The organism is Paenibacillus terrae (genome assembly GCF_000943545.1).
GTDB classification, from domain to species: Bacteria; Bacillota; Bacilli; order Paenibacillales; family Paenibacillaceae; genus Paenibacillus; species Paenibacillus terrae_A.
Window position 1 is genome coordinate 1 of record NZ_JTHP01000065.1, and the last position, 19,100, is coordinate 19,100.

Genomic DNA, 19,100 nt, shown 5'->3' on the forward strand with positions numbered 1-19,100 from the left:
TGAGTTGTTATTTACGATTATCTTTTTTGTCGTTTTCATGGTCGCGACGTCTTAAACCTGCCAATCCAATTAATCCTAACAAACCAAGCCATCCCTAATTATCATTATCGCCATTGTTATTATTAGTGGCAGCATTTGTGTTCTACCATTTCACCATACCTAAACCACTCCTTTAAATTTGTGTTTGCAATAAATTCTTTAATGTATTTTAGCGTGCCCAGTAGAACTTATTTCGTTTACATTATTTGTAATGACAGCATTGCTTTTACCTTCACATTAAATCTTCACTACTGGGAATCATAAATTTGTACAACATTAAAATAACAAGGAGTGGTTTTTATAATGGGTATCCTAAGCGGGAATCCAAAAGACGAGCCCATGCATTACGGAGAAATTTATAGTGTGTGGCAGTTTTCAGCGTTAGCGAAAGGCAGCGTTTCATTTTACCAAGCATATTTAAACCACGCAGGAGACAAAGAACTCAAAAAAGTACTGGATGATCTTATTGATCAAGCTAAACTGGAAATCCAAGAATGCGACGCAATGCTTACTGATAATGGTATTGCCCCAGCCCCTATTATGCCTGAAAGACCCCCTGTGAAACTTGAGGATATCCCGGCTGGTGCAAGGTTTACTGATCCCGAAATTGCAGCTAAAATCGCATTAGATACCTCTGTGGGATTGACATCTTGCAGCCAAGCTATGGGTCAATCCATTAGAGAAGACATCGGGGCTTTATTTGCGAAATATCATCTAACTAAGACTGCTTTGGGAGTTCGTATTCTAAAAATGAACAAAGAAAAGGGTTGGCTAATACCTCCCCCTCTTCAATTAAAACGACCTGAACCAGTTAAAGCCTAAATTTCCTGTACGATCTTCAACACACTGTTCCTTAGATTCTTCAACAAAAATCCCCGCCGACCAGTTAAGGTTAGCGGGGATTTAATCTTATTTAGAGTATTCACTTACTTCAAACGTCAGAATACGATCAAACAGCATGTAGTCCTTACGGCTGTTGAATAGGCCTTTATTGTTTTCGTGCTTATCAATGGCAAAGAATGAAGCACCTCTACCAGCATCTTTAGCATCATACCAGACAATAAAGTCATTGACCTCTTTCATGCTCAGATCAAATTCTTTTTCTAATCCTGTTGTCATGGTTACTACCACTATGGCACGATCACCTGGTAAATTTTCATCAGGTTCTGAGGGCTTTGGTTCAGTAGTTGGATTAGGATCAGGAATAAGTACTGCCTTTGGAGTGGCTGAAGCTTCATTTGAAAATGTACTTTCTCCCCCATCATTAACGGCTGTTACAACGTAATAATAAGTTGTACCGTTCTTAACATTGCTATCTATGAAAGAGGTATCTTTAATCATGTCTGCAATGTTCTCATAAGGACCACCAGATTTTACAGACCTTTTTACCGTATAACTTGTAGCATTGGCAACCGAATCAAAACTTAATGTGACTTTTGACTCTCCGCCAACAGCATTTAACTTTTGAGCGGCAGCAGGAACATCACTCCCGGTGAATACATCAAGCTCATTAATTGTTCCAGTTCCACTTAAGACTAAATATCTCGAATTGGGAGAAAAGCCTTGAAAAACAGAACCATTCATTGGATAAGAACTAGTGCCGAATCCTGCGATGTAACCTTTAGCGCTATTATACATATCCCATCTTATTGAACCTGTTGCATCAAAACGATAGGACCTTACCGTGTAACTAGCTCCTAAATCGATAATTAAATACTGTGATTTTAGGGATATCCCTGTTTTATTATTATTATCAGTAGCTAGTAGACTTGACTCCCCTTCTCCCCATAATGTGCTACTTAGGATGGCTTGCTTTCCATTGGCCAATCCACCTGAATAAGCACTGACTGAAGAGAATGGAATGAGTAGTACAAACAATAAAGTAATAGATAAAATTAAACCGAAAATCTTTTTCATTAAAAATTGCTCCTTTGATTAATATGTTCAAAGAATAACAAAATTCAGAAAGGGGTGTCTAAACATAAACTTGCTAATCTATAAATATAATCTATATATTTGCATATTTATTTTTTATTGGGTATGAAAAAGGACTCATACCAGCTTCTACACTGATTGAGTCCTTGTCTTTATTTAACGATAAATTCAACTTTTGTTCCGTCCGCGTAGTCATCCAGTTAGTGACCTACCCAACTACCAGCTCCCCGGTTATCACTAGGGGTTATGTATCGAATATCAGCACCTGCGCCACCTTCTGCACACATTGCCCTGGGCCACTCGTCACGGTCAAATCTCATTTTTGTTGGCCGCTTTCTCAGGCCCGTCACTATCAATTGTACATACAGCTGAATGTCCGGCTGCTATTGCATCCCTAATATGTGCCCCGGTTTCAGGGTAGCGTCGGCTTGGGAACTCCAATATATACCCAGCTGCTTGTTGGCTGATTGCTGCTGGTTCAGCATAAACGCCTTGTACGGAAAAAATAGCTGTAAGTAAAAATACAATTACTCCTCTAGCTAATCCTTTTATCATAGGGCACCCCCAAAGTATTTTAAATCTTATCTATACTACATTGAGAGGCATGTCGAAGTATCGCGTATGTTGTCGCAAAACAAAAAAAGGCCTGTCAGTGTATAGAGTGACAGAGAGAGTAATTTACTGCTCAAAAATTTAAATCCACAATTATACTTATAATTGAATATATAGGCATTAATGTTTAGACATCCCTTTAATTCGGTTTTATAATTCGATTTGTTACTACATACATTTAGGAGGAAGTCATGAAAAATATCATAATCAAAAAACTAGGAACAATTATGTTAGCCCTTCTCATTGGAGTTTCAGTGTTCTCATTGTTCCCTACAGTTACAAAAGCTGAGACTACAGATGTTACTTGGTCAAATGGTTCTTTATTAGCAAAACTAGGGGATGGAGGTCAAGGAGATAAAGCAACTGTAGGAAAAACCAGCGGGAAGTGGTACTGGGAAGTAAATGGAATTGCTGGAAATCCAAATATACCAAGTATATCATTAATTGGTATAACAAGTGAAGCAGGTAATAATACATCAGATAAATGGAAGTATCATAGTTACTATGGGTATAGCGGTAACATTTTAACTAAAATCTCTTCTGATATAACAAGAACTGCTTATGGCACTACTTTTGCGCAGAAGGACACTATTGGTTTAGCGTTGGACATGGATAACGACACAATTTCTTGGTACAAAAATGGAGTTTGGCAAGGTTCTAATACTGCAAAACCGTCTCAACTAGGTGGATCACAAGTATTCCCGATGGTTATGGCTGGAGAAAGTGGATTTAAATCTTTTCAAGCCAATTTCGGTGCTAGCCAATTTAAATATCCCGTCCCTGTAGGATTTTTACCTTATCAGGACTCGGGTAAATCTACAACACCTGACCCGTCTACAACACCGGATCCGTCTACAACACCTGATCCGTCTACAAAGCCTGACCCGTCTACAAAGCCTGACCCGTCGGATACAGATGGATCCTCACAACCTACTGGCGACCGTGCCATCTTGGTTGTAACTATGGACAATGGGTTTGATAAAGAATTCGATCTGAGCAAGAAAGAACTGAGTGCCTTCATCGCTTGGTATGACGCTAAAGATGCTGGCAGAGGTGCTTCATTCTTTGCCATTGATAAGCACAATAACAACAAGGGTCCATTTAGTAATCGTAAGGACTATGTAATATTCAATAAAATACTCACGTTTGAAGTAAGCGAGTATTCAACTAAATAACCAACAAGAAGGACTCTATACGGCTATATACCGTTGGAGTCCTTCTTTACATCTACTCTAAATTCAAACTGATTTCTCATGAAATACTTTCCGTTAATCTTGATCGACTCAGGCGAAAATTTTTCCACCGGCCCACCATAATCCTCAAACGTCACACGTAATTCCTCGTCAATGGATACAACATACACCACCCTTACCTGGAGCAATGCAGCCGCGAAAAACTCGATGTTCGTTTTAAGCTACTTATATGTGTGATTCATACTAATCGCCTCACGTAATGATGCGTTCTGTCCAGTTCCAAGTACCTTGGCTTGTTACTTTGATTTTATCTCCTACGACAAAAAGGCCGTATTTATCGTCACTAACTGAAATTTCTTTGCGCTCATTGTTTTCGAACTCGCAGGTTATGTAGAATGTTTTTGAAGACGATCCTTCGGTCCAATTAACTCGTTTATCAACCACTTCACCTATCCGTTCTATTTTCGGTTGTTTACGATTTTTTCTGGCTGTAATATCTGCACCTATGATCGCTGAAAGAATAAGTCCCACGACCAAAGCTGAAAGAATCCAAAAGCCCATCTATAATCCTCCTAAGTATTCATTCGTTATTAATTATGATATCGGCTTTTCAACTGTTTATTTTGATATCCAATGAAAAATGAATATAAAAACACCCCACCAGCTTAGCCAGTAGGGTGTCACCGATTCTTTCGAATTTTAATGAACGCATAGTGTTTTTAACCGCTGATGTCTTTATCAAAAAGCTTTCTTATTGCGGCAGGTATCTTTACTTTATTTGCCCTCGCTGCATATTTAACCATTCTCCAGAAGTAGTTACCATATATCCACGTAGCAACCGGGTAATGTAGATTCTCAGCTATAATACCGAAGAAACCATTTCCGTTAGTGAAAATTTTTAGATATTCGCAACCAGAAACCATGCCAAGCAAAATCAAAAAGTTAGTCGCGAATGTCATTAGTTTCGCTTGCGACTTATGTTCTCTTTCTGTTCCTGGTTTAATATTTCCTGGAATTAAACCAAGTATTAAATCGACAACAGCTATAAAGAACAGACCAGCTAGCAATGCCGCAAGTTGAACACCGAGAAGCGATACAACAATTGTGCCGACAACAGTAAACCAATATTTAAGTTTACTTTGTTCAAACATTTCTTTCATTTCATTAGCATAAATTTGTACGAAACTAGGATAACCCATTGACATTACGAATGCACCTACCTTTCTCAAGGTATTGGAGGAATCGCGAGTTTCTATTGCATGTTTGAAAGGAACTTGTACCACATCGCCTGAATGCTCAACTAAATAAACCGAGTTGATTTGAATGTGTCTTTTCTTTACCTTCAAGTCAAAATTAATGCTTTGTAAGTTGTGTTTCTCTAAAAGATCTGTTGACTTGAGTAAAGTTTTTAATTGTTCTGCAGCTTCTTTATCTGCTTCACAAGGGGAAGTTGATGGGACTAATTCACTCTGCATTTTTGTTGATAAATTATGTATATTCATTGTTTTATTTATAAGAACTGCCACTTTACCTTACCTCCTTTCTCAAAAATTTCACCGGGTAGCTAGAAATCACTTTGTTATTGTAATGAATTTCAAAGTATACAGTTCCTTCGACATTTACAGGGAACTCATTGAAATTTATATTGAAAACAGTTATTTCGTCATAACCGTTAAAGCTATAATTGAATAATGGTAAGTTGAATCTAATGTCCTTGCCACGAACATTTAGATAGACATCCTTCCCATCATCACCTTCTTCTCCTGTCACACCTACAACAAAGAAAATTTCATTTTCTAGCTTTACTGGTAAGCTATCAAATGTTCTTTTGTCCAGAATTCCGAGCGCAGAGAAATCATAGTTTTTATCTTCGATTTTTCGAGAAACAACATGATCACAAACAAAAGAATACAAGACTTTCAACATACATTCAAACCCTCTCAAAATTCTTTATTATTCTTTACCCAATTTATACTCACACAATACCATAATTTCCCTAAAAAAAAATAGAGTCTAGGTTATATTACCCATAACTTAGCTAAATATTTAATACGACAATATACCTATTTTACCTTCCGAACATATGTACCTTTTCTAATTTTATACATTCATTATAGTCTCTTATGCTTAAAATTTAACGATTCATACATATGTATATAGTTTTTAAAAGCAAAAAAACAACCCTGCCAACACACTGGCAGGGTATTTGCATCTCTCTTTATTCTACTGCTACTCCCTCTACATTTGCATACGGTGCTGGAGCCGTATCCTGCTGCGTTTCAGGTGCCACGCTTGCCACGGTATCAGCTCCAGTAGCTTGAGAAAGAATAGCCGTGACTTGTGCAGCTAAAGAAGAGACAGCTTCCTTAGCTGCGGCCTGTGTTACTTCTTCACTCGGCTGCGCTTCGGTAGTCAACACCGTCTTTGTCTTGGCCTTATATTCCAGATATGCCTTCTCAATTGCGGATCTCAGCTCTACTTGGGAAACTGTGATGCCTTGACTGGTAAGAGTAAGTGAAGCATACTGCAAAGCCTCCTGAAGCTTACGTTCTCCTCCAGCCTGCTTGAAAGCTGTTTGAGCAAAAGCGAAACCTTCTCCTGCTATCTTATGGATTACTTCCCTCTGTGCTGCCGTTGTACGGGCCTCCAACCATGAATTTACTTTTACCTTAACTGTATTCAGTCCAGCCAAAACGAATGTCGTAAGTACGCCTACGGCAGCTGTAGCAATAGTGGTCACGTATGGTTGTACACCTTCGATTAATGTTTGCATGATTATTTATCCCCTTTCAATTTCAAAGCAGCGATTTTATTTTTGGCATCCCAAGAAACCTCTGCTCCGTAAGATTCTGCAATTGGCCGGAGCTGCACATAAGCTGCACCTTCTACAAGCTGCACAGACTGCAATTTACGGCCGTCCAAATACGCCACCTTATTGGAGTTATCCCAATTGCAAGATACCCCAAAAGCCGTAGCCAAGACCCGCAGCGGCACATTAGTTTTCGAGCCGGACAGTAGTGCCTTGCCCACCGTCTTACCATCCACCTGGAATACAGCATCTTTTACCGACTCCTTCTCCGGTGCAGCAGTTCTCTTACCGAACCGAGCCCGCAGATTATCCACCGTACCGTCAAATTCATTCAGATCGACAGGACCGGCGATCCCAGCCACCTTGCGCGTTTCAGACGGCAGTGTCCCTCCAGTCGAACCATCGCTATACTGCCAGAAGTCCCAGCGCGACCATCCAGACGCGCCAGGAGGAACTTGTGTGGAGCTGTACCGGGCGATCCACAGCGGGTAATCTGATAAGCCGCTGAAATTACCGATGAACGAAGGATATGTGTACACGATTGGTCGTACTCCAGTAAGCCGCTCAACCTCCTGCAAAAACGCCTTAGCTACGGCTGTAAGCGCCGCTTTGCTCAAGCCGGACTTGTTGGACTCATAATCCATCACAGGGGGCAAATCAAAAGACGCGATGCCCCCTGCTGAATCAATGACGCTCACGAAGTTTGCAGCTTCCTTTCGGGCATCCTCCGGCGTTTTCGCAGAGTCGTCTACATAGTGATAAGCTCCTACTAGGACTCCGACAGCTCGCGCAGCCTGCGCATTACCTATGAACGTTTTGTCCCGGTATGATTTCCCCTGACTGGCCTTAATGAAGGCAAACGATATGCCAGCAGCCTTCACTGCCTTCCAGTCAATCTTTCCTTGATAACGGGATACGTCAATTCCTTGGGCATTACCTTTTTTCCTTGCTTGCATCTTCCCTATCCCCTTCCTGACTTCCGCTTTTACTTTTCAGAACCTCAACCGCTTGCCGTATCACTGGTGGGATCGGCGCTCCAAGCCTGCCTCCGTTCTCAAGAATCGAAAGCAGCTCATTTGCCATATAAAAATAGGCGACCGCATCCCGGAATAAATGAGAGTCACCCAGTACGCCGTCTACCAAATGCGCTACGGCAACCATCGCAAAAATGAAGACCTTACGGGCAATACCGATCAGGCCAATCTTGCTTTTTAAACCGGGGCCAGTTCCCCTTTTTCCTTCTGCTCCTGCTGCAAAGAGTCCGGTCACATAATCAATTATTGTAAATGTAAGGAGTGCAGCCAGAGCAAATGACCACCCTCCAAAAAGATACGTTATCGCGCTCCCACCAAAGGCAGCGCTAAATTTATAAATCTCCGACTTGTCCACTTGCTTCCCTCGTTTCTTTTTACTCAATATAAGGCGAAAATCCAAAAAAATAGCGCACTCAGAAGAGCACGCTCATGAACATTCTATTTCCCCCACTATTAAAAGTTCCCGCTTATCCAACCTTCTTCCCCTGTCTCTCCGTTCAGGAAACTTTTCCTGAGCTATCATCGTTTGGTTTCTGATCTTTTTCTTCTTGGGACTGTATCTCTGCTAATGCATTTCCTACAGCTATATCCAAACCTTTAAGTATTTCTTTCCGACGTGCTGGCTGTGAAGCAATGACAGCAGAAATGACTTCAGTCAATTCTTCAACTGGTCTAGTTAGATCCAATTGAATATCCAATATAGACTTGATCTTTGCCACGGTTTTTATCACCTCCTTGAAGTAGAATTTCGACCAGAAGTGGTCGAACGCGAAATAAGCCCCTGAATTAACAGAGGCTTTCATACTTATATCTTAAATTGGTTTGATTGCTATAACGCTGCGGATTTTTCAGGAAAGAGCAAATTATTCGTTTTACAGGAATTCTAGCGGGTAGGTTTTTAGAATAGCGACTATGGGCTGTCATATTATTGCTTATTTATTCAGTGCACACAGCATTGCACCGACTCCAACTTGCGTTGTTATTCATTAGGGAACTGGAGTAAACGCCGCAGTTGGTACCGTTTCCGAGCCGAGGACCCTTTGAGCGTCAATTAGATTTCCGTTTTCATCCATCGTGAAGATGTTAGCCGTAAAATCGCTGCCTGAGGTTGTATCTGCTTGTAATTCATAACCCAAGGCTCCAGCAATACTATAAGTCTTAATAATATTAGAAAGCGGATGCACTGAAAATAGTTCATGAGCAATAGGTGTTTTCGGCAGCCCGTTGCCAGTGATTATGAAAACTTCTAATTGAACCATAGGTAATTGCACCGTACTGCTATTTCGGATTGCCAAAATGAGTGTTGTTGCCAACCCATTATTCTGAATGGGTCCCGACGTCCTTGGCATCTGTGTCCCCTCCAAACCATTATTTTATGGAACAGGCGTTAATTGAGATATTTCCTGGCTCTCGCTGCCCAGTACTCGCTGGGCTCCTATTATACTGCCATTTACATCTGCTGGGAATATATTCACTGTTAAGCTGGTCGTGCCCGTGACATTATATTGAACTTCATATGCGACAGCACTAGAAAGATTGAAAGTTCGAATAAAAGTAATCAATGGAGGCACTGAAAAAAGCTGATGGGCTACGGGTGTTGAAACACCCTGAATCGTAAGAAACACTTCAATTTCGACAACACCGGCAGTGCTGAGATCATCATTGCTTAGTAAAATCGTTACAATTTCAGCTGGATCGGAAATATTATTCCATATAAGACTAGTGGTATTTGCCATATGCTTTGACTCCTTTCCGGGTGTACTTTGAAATATATAAAGAGTATATGCCAGCAGAAAATAATCGGATTGGATGAAGCACGAATTTTAAATGGATGCGTTAGTTGAGCAAGGTTAGTTTGAGCTGGGATGATTGAAGTTGCGCCAACTTACCAAACAACTGACTCGATACCACGATGTTCTATTGAATTATCGTTCCCAATAGTTCAATAGAACATCGGCAGTCCAGGATTTTAATTACCGATTAATTTAATACCTCGTATTGTACTTGCAGTAACTGTACTGCCTTTATATCTGAAGCGTTCATTTCTGAGTTGTCGATCTGGCCTGTAAGCTTGATTGATCTAGCAACTACACTACCCTTCATAACCACTCATCCCTTGTTTGCAGTACAACATAAATATAAGCTCAAATACATCAGAGGACAGGGCATACAGGTAAACATTAAAAAGACTCTACCGGTTACATACCGATAGAGACTTTTATAACGAAACATGATCGGGCATTACCGTGACATTGCTTTAAAAATTAAACCCAACAGGCTTTAGTGATGATAACCAACAGAATAAAGAGCACCAAAATTGCTGCTGGCGATGTGAAAGCACCAAAACAGTTTTCCCTACGCTCTTCCCTACGCTCAGCTCCTCCAACACATCCACTCACATGAACTCCTCCTTTTATTTAGATACTGTATACCGTATGTGTCATTCAATAAATTTGACAAGGCTAAACGGAAATTACTTCAATTAAAAAATTCTGTTAACCTCAGGTATCTGTAACAGTTTGTCAGGTGGAACTAATATTCGCTCCATAAGTCCACGCTTACTATAAAGCAGGATGTACGCAATGCTACCAGAAAGTAAAAAATGACGTATATCCATCTCTTTTATATCGCTCAATGTGATTGCTTGAATAAACCTTTTTCGCCATGTTGAAAGCACCTTTTTGCATATTTTAACAGAAAATCACTCCTTAACGAACATGTTGCTACGATTAAATGATAGAAAAAAAGCAGAAAACCCTTGCCGCAAGTGGCAAGGGTCAAATGTAATTATGTAGTGTATGTGGGTTGTGTACTAATAAACATTATAAGCGCTGAATCTAATTAGATATTTAAAATGTGCATGATGTAAAAGTAACTATGACTTCAAAAAAACGTTTAGATCAATGATCCATACCATGATCTAATGGTTCAATCACAGTAGTAGGAGGTTTAATCAGGATTTGACCATTCCCAAAGAAAATAGCACTAACAAAGCTAATAGTTATGAAAGCCGAGATTAAACCTTTCACGCTTTCTAACCTCCTCCAGTAAACCCTTGTAATTGTTCAAATGTGCATCTGTGGCCTGCCCCCTACATAATTCAAATAAAGCGACAGCCTGAGCAAATGCGCCACTATTGTTAATAATAACCGATAAATCAAGACTCTGTAAAGTATTCTCTATGCATTCAGCAATTTTACCCTTACCTAAAAAATAAATGGATAGATAATAATGAAACCGCAATCGCCACCCTAATCCGGGAAGATCCTCACGTTGTTTGAACTCCAATATCTCTTTGGACAACATTTCTAATGTTTCATCTACAGAAAACCCATATTTATTTGCCGATTCTAAAATTGTAGCTAACCCTGATAATATCTCATGTTTATGCATACTTAAATAGTTTGTATACTCGGACAATACATAGCTATGACCCATAAGTATTTCTAAGGTATACGAATTAGCTACCGCGAATATTTGAAACATTTGTACCTCTTTTTTTCCAACTTCGTCTAGTCCTTCAAACCAACTCAAATCTGCGTAACCTTCAATGCACTTTTTAGATTCAGCATATAACCCTTGTTTTTCATATGCTGTAGCTTTACTTAGATAGCCTTTACCGTAATACAGTACCAAGTGCCGCTCTGTATTCAACGGAGTTTTTTCCCGCTTACTAGTTTTTCTTTGATGCTGCTCTTGATACACAACTTTAGCTAATGCGATTAATTCATCGGCACATTCCCCCAGTCGTCTCCAGTCACTCAATGTATAATATGTGTTTGCCAATTGTAATAGTCCATCCAACTGATATTCTACAGGCAAACGTTTACGAAAAGGTGCAAAACGTGTGGCTGCAAATCTATTTTTATGCAAGTCTTGACCCAAGGCGGCACGAAACAGCCGATACTGGCTAATCGCCAAGGTTTCGGAATGCTGGTGTTTCTCATGTTCAGCCACACACTCATAGAACGGCACCGCCCCCTGCTGATTTCCCGCTGCGTGTACCTTCTCTGCAATTTCGAACACTAGAGAAAGTTGATTTAGATTCTCCATTAAACGAGATAATACTCGTTCTATACATTCAGTTTTCCCAAGCTCTGCACAACGCAGCAAAAAAGGTTCCACCCGACGACGATCCGTCTTTCCTGTAATAAAGCATTCATCCACGTAACACTCATACAACCATCCCTCTGGTTTACCTAAAGCCTGGATCATACTATCAAAATGTCGCATCGGTAGAGGATATTTATGGGGATCGTGATTGAGCAATAAACTAAGGTAGCTACCCCTTATTTCTGTTGCTTTCGAGAAACCGCCTAGCGTAAAGCCTTCTTCTTGCATACACTTTCGTATTTCTGAACGAATCACAATAGCTTGTTCCAATGAATATCTCGCCTCCAGTAATGATTTTAAAATTTCACTTAGAGAACCTACTTTTTTACGTAATATTCCGATTATAGAATGTACCTAGAAATAATGTCAATTATACCCACGATGAAGTTGCAATTTTCAAAGAAAATCTATTTTCGATAATTATTTTATCTCATGGTACGCTTTAAATAACCAATTAGCAACCAATCAAGACTAATTTTTCAATCCTTAATATAGAGAAGGTGAATCATGTTGGACAACAATAAAAAACATCCTGTAACGCCCTTCGGATGGACGATCAAGCAGAAGCTTGTGGAAAGGCAACTGGATCAGAAAACGTTTTGTGAGACGTACCAAATTCCGCCTGCCCGGTTATCGAATCTCATTCATGGTACAAGAAAAGCCAAACGACACAGGAAAATAGTATCCCAATTACTTGGCATTCAGGACGAGTCATAGAAACCTATCGTACATATGAGGGGAGACTTTGAACATGCGACATTTTTACAAGCATAAGCCTGAACGTTGTGTACTCTGCCATTCGACCGAATCTATCATTATGTCCAAAGGTGCATTCATTTGTGCCCACTGTTATCTCAAAAGCACGTACAAGTACCCTACCAAGTTAGAGAGCTACCACCGTTCCAAAGTTGCCTTTCTGGTAAGAATGTACATCGAACATCATAAATGAACACACTACTTCACACTGCCTGTTTTACGCTCCCTCGAAGCCTCACCATACTAATGACCCTTGTGATGACCCTATGCTATAATGTGGAAAGTATGGATAGTTACATGTACAGGAGGATGGGAGCAGAATGATCGGGAAATTTTTAATTTTCTCTCTATTATGGAGCTTGCTCGGCAACCCGTTTCTGGCGTTGCTCGTACTGCTGATTGTGATCTATATATTGGATCGCAGCTTTGTCGGTGTATTGCCCAGCATCAGCAAGCCATGGAAAAGAAGGCGCAATGCTGCCCGGTTGCGTCAACAGATCGCTTTAAATGCCAACGATGTGGCTGCCAAGTTCGATGTGGCTCGTATTTGGATCGAGAGCAAGAAATACCATCAGGCTTTGGAGCTGCTGCTGGACATCCAGTCCCGCTATGAGGATTCCGCAGATTATTGGAACGCACGGGGAACGGCTGAGGTACATACGGGGCACATCGAAGATGGAGAACCGCATTTGCTGAAAGCACTGGACATTAACCCGCGGGTACAATACGGCGAACCCTATTTGCATTTAGCCGCAGCTTTCAAGGAACGTGACGTAAATAAGTCGCTTCACTATCTTCAGCAATTTCAGGAGATTCAGTCTTCTTCCAGCGAGGGCTATTATCTGACAGGCTTGATGTATCGTTTGCTGGGACGCAAAGACGAAGCCACGGCAGCTTTTAACCAGTCTATCGCGGTCTACCGCTCCCTACCCAAATACCGCAAACGAAGTGAGCGCAAGTGGGCTGTACGCAGCTTATTCCGTAAATTAATCGGCTGACGAGCTTATATTTTTTTCTTAACGACCTTTCTCATCCTTTGAGAAAGGTCGTTTTTATGCTTGTCCACCCTGCACCTTCACTCGCCTGAATCGGCTTTTTTGATACCTGAATTTGGAATGTTTTTTCATAACAGTTATTGACATGCCACAGATCAGACCCTATAATCCGTTTATAAACTAATGAGTTTATATATAAACTATAAAGTTTAAATCAGGAAGGATGATCATCTTGTTGAAACACAGTCTCTACATATCTGCTATATTCATTCTTCTGTTCACCTCAGCCTGCTCATCTACAGGATCGAGTGATCATGAAGCAGCAAAACAACAAAACCAAAAGGTGGAAGCGATGGTCGTAAAAAAAGAGCCGCTATCTGCGTCTTTTGACCTTTCAGGCACACTACAGCCCTATGAGGATACCTCTGTATCTTTTGAGTTATCCGGACTGATACGCGACACAGTTGTCAATGTGGGAGACTCCGTTTCCCAAGGGCAGATATTAACGAAGCTTGATCCATCCAGCTATCAGCTACAACTGGAGCAAGCGAATACGACTATTCTTGAAGCACAAGCAGGTATCAAAAATGCAACTGCCGCCATTTCAAGCGCAGATGCCTCCATCCAATCCGCCGATGCGCAAAAGGCAGCAGCTCAGGCCGGAGTTAACAAAGTGAATAAAGGAGCCAGAGAGCAGGAAAAAGCACAAGTGCGCACCAAAGTGCTAAGAGCGCAGTCCGCTTTGACTAAAGTACAGGCTACTGCTGAACGCACCAAGCTTTTATATGATCAGGGAGCTGCAACCAAAAACGATAATGAAAATGCGCAGCTCGCTTTGACCAATGCCACCAAGGATCTGGAGGATGCACAAGAAGCCCTCTCCTTAATCCAGGAGGGAGCAACATTAGAAGATCGGCAATCGGCAGCATCCAGTTTACAGCAAGCCCAAGCCGGGAAAGAATCTGCCATCGCCGCGAAGGAACAGGCCGTAGCCTCCAAAGATAACTCTGCTGCGGCATACCAGCAAGCGGTCATTGCCAAAAAGCAGGCCGAGCTTGCCCTCTCCAAGACAGCTTTAAAAGCACCGATTTCCGGCGTTATTTTGGAGAAAAAAGCAACCGTCGGACAATTGGCGAGCGCTGGACAGCCGGTATATCGTATCGCACAAATCAACAGGCTCAAGGTGCTGCTCCCTGTTCCCGACCATGAAATCACAAACTGGAAGCAAGGTCAGACCGTCCAGCTTCAACTGTACGATGAGAACAGAGAAGGAACGGTCAGCAAAATTTATCCGGCCACCAACACCAATACGGGCAGTATCAACGTGGAAGTGATTGTTCCTAATACCCAGCATGATTGGGCCCCGGGACAAGTCGTAAAGGCAGGCCGCCAATTGACCCAAAGTGAGCAAATTTTGCTCCCAGCCAAGGCTGTCATTAATAATGGTACAGATACCTTTGTCTATAAAGTGGTGAACAACAAGGCGGTCAAGACGGTTGTGAATGTTGGTCAGATGTCCAACAATAAGCTCGAAATTACGAAGGGGCTGAATGTCGGGGATCGTATCGTTACCACCGGAGTAAACCTGATCTACGATGGGCTGCTCGTTCAGATCACGGAGGGAACCAGCAAATGATTGCATATTTTATCAAAAAGAAAAAACTGACCCTCTTTATTTTTATCATGTCGATTGTTGCCGGGCTGTATAGTGTCTCTCAACTTCCCCGGCAGGAAACACCGGATATTATCATGAAAACCGCTGTGGTCACGACCCTCTACCCTGGAGCTACACCCCAAAAGGTAGAACAAACGGTCACGAAGCCTCTGGAACAAAAAATGAAAGAAATCAGTCATATTAAAAAGATTTCTTCTACATCCGAAAATGGACTTTCGACGATTATCATTGAGACAGAAGGCAACGCCAATGCCGCAGAAGTCTGGGATACATTACGCAAAAAAATGAACGATGCCCAGTCTTCTCTGCCCATAGATGCTCAAAAGCCTGTCGTCAATGATGATTTGAATAAGGTATTTATCCATTCCTACGCCATCACGGGGGACTCTGTAGAGCAATTGTATCAACTAAATGATATGGTGAAATCGTGGAAGGATCAATTAAAAACCGTTCCCGGTGTATCGGAAGTAACAATCAAGGGATTACCGGATCAAGAGGTTCAGATTCAGATTGATGCTCAAAAGCTCCAGCAGTACCATATCAGTTGGGAACAGCTCATGAGTGCAGTGCAGAAGGAAAATGAGCAATATCCGATAGGCAATCTGGATTACGATGAACGCACGTACCGAATGAATGTAACGCAGTCCAAGAATGCTCAGGATTTGAGTAAAGTCATTATTTCCAGAACGGACAGCGGCGCTCCTGTGTATCTCAGTGATGTGGGCACCGTATTGCTTACACATAACACCAGCAGCTATATGGCCTTTTTTAACGGTAAACCAGCTATTACACTGACGATTAACGGTAATACCGGCTCTGACGTAGACACGATTTATAGCAAAGTAAATAAAGAAATGCAGTTGTTAAAACCAGATCTGCCTAATACGTTTCAACTGAATACGTTATTTTCACAGATCGAGCGGATTGATCATATTTTTCATGGCTTGACCCGTGAATTGCTGTTTGCCATTGCGGCGGTTGTGATCGTATGTACACTGGGCTTGAATCTGATTACATCGTCTTTTGTGGCACTGGCTATTCCCATTTCGATTGCCATAGGCTTTATTATTCTTCCTATGCTCGGAATAACATTGAATCAGGTTACGGTCATTGGCTTAATTATTGTAATGGGGATTCTAGTCGATGATGCTGTGGTGGTTAATGATAATATTGAACGCAGAATGATGACCTTGGGTGAGAGTCCCAAGATAGCTGCATTAAATGGAACAAAAGAAGTTTCCATTTCCATTTTGACCGCAACCTTGGCAACTGTAGCCTCCTTTGCCCCGCTGTTCTTTTTATCAGGCGATGCAGGCTCCCTTATCAAACCATTACCGTTTGCTGTTATCTTTACGTTATTGGCTTCCATGCTCATGTCCTTTACCGTCATCCCAATCTTTAGAGAATGGTATGGACAGCGAAGTCAAAAAACGCCCAACTCCACCATGAAGCCGCCGGGACTGCTGGGAAAACAAATTGATGCTCTTCGTAACGTATATGTCAGTGAGCTGATTCCCACAGTCATCAAGCGACCTGCATTGTATGCTTCATTAGGATTATTGATTAGTACCACGCTGTACGGTGTACTTGCTCTGATTCAGATCGACCTGTTCCCCAGAACCAACGATCCGGAATTAAGCATTAATGTGCGTATGCCTATAGGTACTTCTATAGAAGAAACCAAGCGGGTCACCGAGGATATTGCCAAATGGGTGAAGCAGCAACCTCATGTGGAAACGATTAGTTATGCGGCTGGCGGCGACGCTCCTCCGTTATTTAAAGATATGACCGCTGAAGCCAAAACAGGCACAACCGTGGGTCAGATTGCTATTGTTGGGGAAGAAGGTGCATTTGATCCCGATGAAATGGCAGACAAATGGGCCTCCATCTTAAAGGATCGTTATCCGGGTCAAACCATTTCCTTGAAAATAGCCAAAGTGGGGGTGCCTCTCGGTAAGCCGATCTCCATTCGGATTTTAGGCAATGATGTAGATCAGTTGCGTTCGTTGTCACAGCAGTTAAAAGAAGGCATTATGGCTACCAGAGGAACACAGGACATACAAGACAATATGGAAAATGAAGGCTATACGTTGGATTTCCAAATCAACAAACAAGCGATGGATCAATATCAGGTAAGCAATAATGATCTGACACGTACACTCTTGTTAATGGGTAATGGCGTGAGCTTTAGCCGATTTGATACGGGGAAAGATTTGATCAATATTAAGCTGAAGCTAAGCCAAACCGATCAAAATCCTGAAATTTTGTTTCAGCAATTGAATGTAACCAATGCCAATGGTGTTCAAATCCCTTTATCTCAATTGGCTGAGTTGAAGCCATCCTTTGCAACACAAAAAATTAACCATTATAATTTAAAGCGTTCGATAACTGTTGAAGCTGAAGTTCACGGGCGTACAGCTTCCGAAGTCATAAAGGATGTCAAGCTTAAATTGCAGGACATTAAATTTCCTCCAGGCTACACTTGGGAAATTGGCGGCGAGATTTCAGGACAAGATGACATTTTATCAGAAATAGGATGGTTATATGTTGTCGTCATCCTATTAATCTTCATGCTGATCTTTTTGCAATTTTATTCGTTCTCAATCCCACTTATCATCTTGACTACCGTGTATATGGCGGCTGCGGGTGGATTCCTCGGCTTGTTCATCCTGAACACACCGGTCACTTTTATGGGAGTGCTCGGGTTGATGACCTTGGCAGGTATTGTCGTACGGAACGGTATTGTGCTGATCGAGTTTATAGAGGATGCAAGACACGAAGGGATCGAACTGAAAGAGGCGGTTATTGCAGCGACCAAAGCGCGCTTCCGCCCCATATTGCTTACTTCGCTGACAGCCATTGTCGGTCTGATTCCGATTGCTCTTATTGGGGAGCTTATGTTTAGACCTCTGGCGTATACCATCATGTTCGGATTAATGTACTCGACCATTCTTACGTTGTTTGTGGTTCCGTCCCTGTATATGGCTATTGCCCGCTGGAAATTAAAAAGACAGAGCAAAAAATTGGGGGTACAATGAAAAAAATAACGAGCGATGATATTATATATGCCGCCCTTTCCCTGTTTTCAGAAAAGGGATACGATGCCACCTCGGTCGATGAGATTGCCCGCGAAAGCGGGATGGTGAAGGCTTCCTTTTATAAATACTTTCAAAGTAAAGAAGAGTTGCTGCTGGGGACAATCGTCCTGATTGAAAAACTTCTTGATGCAGATATTAAAGAACTTTATTTGAAGCACCAGCTACCTTCCCGTGAAAAGTTGAGACAACTGAATTTGATTGCGCTGGGCCGGATTTATAAGAATAAAGTTCATTTGCTGGTATACTCCGTCCCTTTAATCGGTTCCAAGGAAGAAAAAATCGCACAAGCTATTGACCGTGTTGAACATCATTTATCTAACGTGATGGTTGATTTCTTAATTGATGCTTATGGAGAGTCCATAAATGACTATGCGTACGATATTGGGTTTGTCGTCAAAAGCATTATTATCAATTCCTTCCGAATGAGCGATTCAGAGCTGTCCTGGACGGAACATCAAACACTGGCTGAATTTATCGTCAGCATTACGGATATGCTGGCACAAGGAATGCTGAGCCCTGATGTTCAACATCAAATCATGTGGGGCCGCGATTCCGTATTCCATGAAGATTCTGATCAAATCTGGACCAAAGGAAGACAAATCGCCCATGTGCTTCAACATATGGAAGCAGTCTTGAAACAAATCGAATTAGATGAAGCCATCCAGAATGAACATATGCAAATACTAAGCAGGCTACAGGGGGAGCTTTCGGAACAAAACGTGGAAACTGCCCACGTTAAAGCACTCCTCCTTTTTTTGGAGCAGCTACCCGAGTTACAGGAAGACTGTACCAAGCTGAAAGCTATTTTGGAAGTTTAAAAGGTTCAATTCAGCTAAAGATA

19 protein-coding genes and 3 pseudogenes are annotated in these 19,100 nt (G+C 41.6%); 7 read left to right on the forward strand and 15 right to left on the reverse strand.

Features of this window, described 5'->3' with window-relative positions; translation table 11 throughout:
• Window positions 1-7: 7 nt before the first annotated feature.
• Window positions 8-94, reverse strand: a pseudogene (locus QD47_RS32645) (WGxxGxxG-CTERM domain-containing protein); the annotation flags it as partial.
• A gap of 248 nt (window positions 95-342) precedes the next feature.
• Here QD47_RS32645 and QD47_RS23980 point away from each other — a divergent pair.
• Window positions 343-861 carry a DUF3231 family protein gene (locus QD47_RS23980; protein WP_044648487.1) on the forward strand — a complete coding sequence of 173 codons (519 nt, stop codon included), beginning with the start codon at window positions 343-345 and terminating at the stop codon, window positions 859-861.
• A gap of 87 nt (window positions 862-948) precedes the next feature.
• Here QD47_RS23980 and QD47_RS33410 read toward each other — a convergent pair whose 3' ends face one another.
• Window positions 949-1,956: a fibronectin type III domain-containing protein gene (locus tag QD47_RS33410; RefSeq protein ID WP_052646896.1), complete on the reverse strand. Its 1,008-nt coding sequence runs from the start codon at window positions 1,954-1,956 to the stop codon at window positions 949-951.
• A 218-nt stretch (window positions 1,957-2,174) separates the two neighbouring features.
• Window positions 2,175-2,529 (reverse strand): annotated as a pseudogene (locus QD47_RS23990) (NucA/NucB deoxyribonuclease domain-containing protein).
• 248 nt (window positions 2,530-2,777) lie between these two features.
• On the opposite strand from QD47_RS23990, the gene QD47_RS23995 reads away from it, so the two are divergent.
• Entirely contained in the window at window positions 2,778-3,761 is a 984-nt protein-coding gene (locus QD47_RS23995; RefSeq protein WP_044648488.1) for an SPRY domain-containing protein, read from the forward strand.
• A 23-nt stretch (window positions 3,762-3,784) separates the two neighbouring features.
• On the opposite strand, the gene QD47_RS33415 is transcribed toward QD47_RS23995, so the two are convergent.
• From QD47_RS33415 to QD47_RS24050, 12 genes and pseudogenes are all read right to left on the reverse strand, one after another.
• Window positions 3,785-3,988, reverse strand: coding sequence for a hypothetical protein (locus QD47_RS33415; RefSeq protein WP_235332348.1), 204 nt, complete (start codon window positions 3,986-3,988; stop codon window positions 3,785-3,787).
• 43 nt (window positions 3,989-4,031) lie between these two features.
• Window positions 4,032-4,340, reverse strand: a complete 309-nt coding sequence (locus QD47_RS24005) for a DUF2500 domain-containing protein (RefSeq protein ID WP_044648489.1) — start codon at window positions 4,338-4,340, stop codon at window positions 4,032-4,034.
• Window positions 4,341-4,498: 158 nt separating this feature from the next.
• Window positions 4,499-5,305: a hypothetical protein gene (locus tag QD47_RS24010; RefSeq protein ID WP_044648490.1), complete on the reverse strand. Its 807-nt coding sequence runs from the start codon at window positions 5,303-5,305 to the stop codon at window positions 4,499-4,501.
• Window position 5,306: 1 nt separating this feature from the next.
• A complete protein-coding gene (locus tag QD47_RS24015) occupies window positions 5,307-5,705 on the reverse strand; it encodes a hypothetical protein (protein ID WP_044648491.1) in 399 nt (132 codons plus the stop codon).
• A 292-nt stretch (window positions 5,706-5,997) separates the two neighbouring features.
• Window positions 5,998-6,552, reverse strand: coding sequence for a phage holin, LLH family (locus QD47_RS24020; protein WP_044648492.1), 555 nt, complete (start codon window positions 6,550-6,552; stop codon window positions 5,998-6,000).
• A 2-nt stretch (window positions 6,553-6,554) separates the two neighbouring features.
• Window positions 6,555-7,544 (reverse strand): GH25 family lysozyme, encoded by a 990-nt coding sequence (locus QD47_RS24025; protein WP_044648493.1) that lies wholly within the window; start codon window positions 7,542-7,544, stop codon window positions 6,555-6,557.
• Entirely contained in the window at window positions 7,522-7,977 is a 456-nt protein-coding gene (locus tag QD47_RS24030) for a phage holin family protein (RefSeq protein WP_082067284.1), read from the reverse strand. The genes QD47_RS24025 and QD47_RS24030 overlap by 23 nt, the downstream gene beginning before the upstream one ends.
• 142 nt (window positions 7,978-8,119) lie before the next feature.
• Window positions 8,120-8,341 (reverse strand): hypothetical protein, encoded by a 222-nt coding sequence (locus QD47_RS24035; RefSeq protein ID WP_044648495.1) that lies wholly within the window; start codon window positions 8,339-8,341, stop codon window positions 8,120-8,122.
• A gap of 267 nt (window positions 8,342-8,608) precedes the next feature.
• Window positions 8,609-8,971, reverse strand: coding sequence for a hypothetical protein (locus QD47_RS24040; RefSeq protein ID WP_044648496.1), 363 nt, complete (start codon window positions 8,969-8,971; stop codon window positions 8,609-8,611).
• Window positions 8,972-8,995: 24 nt separating this feature from the next.
• Complete coding sequence (locus tag QD47_RS24045) at window positions 8,996-9,358, reverse strand: hypothetical protein (RefSeq protein WP_044648497.1); 363 nt, start codon at window positions 9,356-9,358, stop codon at window positions 8,996-8,998.
• 528 nt (window positions 9,359-9,886) lie between these two features.
• Window positions 9,887-9,964 (reverse strand): annotated as a pseudogene (locus QD47_RS33420) (YjcZ family sporulation protein); the annotation flags it as partial.
• A gap of 652 nt (window positions 9,965-10,616) precedes the next feature.
• Window positions 10,617-12,005, reverse strand: coding sequence for a hypothetical protein (locus tag QD47_RS24050; RefSeq protein WP_052646898.1), 1,389 nt, complete (start codon window positions 12,003-12,005; stop codon window positions 10,617-10,619).
• 237 nt (window positions 12,006-12,242) lie between these two features.
• Here QD47_RS24050 and QD47_RS24055 point away from each other — a divergent pair, with 237 nt between their 5' ends.
• The 5 genes from QD47_RS24055 (at window position 12,243) to QD47_RS24075 (ending at window position 19,077) form a co-directional block, all read left to right on the forward strand.
• Window positions 12,243-12,452 carry a hypothetical protein gene (locus QD47_RS24055; RefSeq protein WP_044648498.1) on the forward strand — a complete coding sequence of 70 codons (210 nt, stop codon included), beginning with the start codon at window positions 12,243-12,245 and terminating at the stop codon, window positions 12,450-12,452.
• 359 nt (window positions 12,453-12,811) lie between these two features.
• Window positions 12,812-13,489, forward strand: coding sequence for a tetratricopeptide repeat protein (locus QD47_RS24060; RefSeq protein WP_044648499.1), 678 nt, complete (start codon window positions 12,812-12,814; stop codon window positions 13,487-13,489).
• 220 nt (window positions 13,490-13,709) lie between these two features.
• Window positions 13,710-15,122: an efflux RND transporter periplasmic adaptor subunit gene (locus QD47_RS24065; protein ID WP_412177997.1), complete on the forward strand. Its 1,413-nt coding sequence runs from the start codon at window positions 13,710-13,712 to the stop codon at window positions 15,120-15,122.
• Window positions 15,119-18,199, forward strand: coding sequence for an efflux RND transporter permease subunit (locus QD47_RS24070; RefSeq protein ID WP_044648500.1), 3,081 nt, complete (start codon window positions 15,119-15,121; stop codon window positions 18,197-18,199). The genes QD47_RS24065 and QD47_RS24070 overlap by 4 nt, the downstream gene beginning before the upstream one ends.
• Entirely contained in the window at window positions 18,196-19,077 is an 882-nt protein-coding gene (locus QD47_RS24075; RefSeq protein ID WP_044648501.1) for a TetR/AcrR family transcriptional regulator, read from the forward strand. Before QD47_RS24070 ends, QD47_RS24075 begins: the two co-directional genes overlap by 4 nt.
• Window positions 19,078-19,100 lie beyond the last annotated feature (23 nt).

Coding starts and splice junctions, on each gene's coding strand:
- QD47_RS23980 (WP_044648487.1), top strand. CDS start 343: ATGGGTATCCTAAGCGGGAATCCAAAAGACGAGCCCATGCATTACGGA.
- QD47_RS33410 (WP_052646896.1), bottom strand. CDS start 1,956: ATGAAAAAGATTTTCGGTTTAATTTTATCTATTACTTTATTGTTTGTA.
- QD47_RS23995 (WP_044648488.1), top strand. CDS start 2,778: ATGAAAAATATCATAATCAAAAAACTAGGAACAATTATGTTAGCCCTT.
- QD47_RS24005 (WP_044648489.1), bottom strand. CDS start 4,340: ATGGGCTTTTGGATTCTTTCAGCTTTGGTCGTGGGACTTATTCTTTCA.
- QD47_RS24015 (WP_044648491.1), bottom strand. CDS start 5,705: ATGTTGAAAGTCTTGTATTCTTTTGTTTGTGATCATGTTGTTTCTCGA.
- QD47_RS24020 (WP_044648492.1), bottom strand. CDS start 6,552: ATGCAAACATTAATCGAAGGTGTACAACCATACGTGACCACTATTGCT.
- QD47_RS24025 (WP_044648493.1), bottom strand. CDS start 7,544: ATGCAAGCAAGGAAAAAAGGTAATGCCCAAGGAATTGACGTATCCCGT.
- QD47_RS24040 (WP_044648496.1), bottom strand. CDS start 8,971: ATGCCAAGGACGTCGGGACCCATTCAGAATAATGGGTTGGCAACAACA.
- QD47_RS24045 (WP_044648497.1), bottom strand. CDS start 9,358: ATGGCAAATACCACTAGTCTTATATGGAATAATATTTCCGATCCAGCT.
- QD47_RS24055 (WP_044648498.1), top strand. CDS start 12,243: ATGTTGGACAACAATAAAAAACATCCTGTAACGCCCTTCGGATGGACG.
- QD47_RS24060 (WP_044648499.1), top strand. CDS start 12,812: ATGATCGGGAAATTTTTAATTTTCTCTCTATTATGGAGCTTGCTCGGC.
- QD47_RS24065 (WP_412177997.1), top strand. CDS start 13,710: ATGATCATCTTGTTGAAACACAGTCTCTACATATCTGCTATATTCATT.
- QD47_RS24070 (WP_044648500.1), top strand. CDS start 15,119: ATGATTGCATATTTTATCAAAAAGAAAAAACTGACCCTCTTTATTTTT.
- QD47_RS24075 (WP_044648501.1), top strand. CDS start 18,196: ATGAAAAAAATAACGAGCGATGATATTATATATGCCGCCCTTTCCCTG.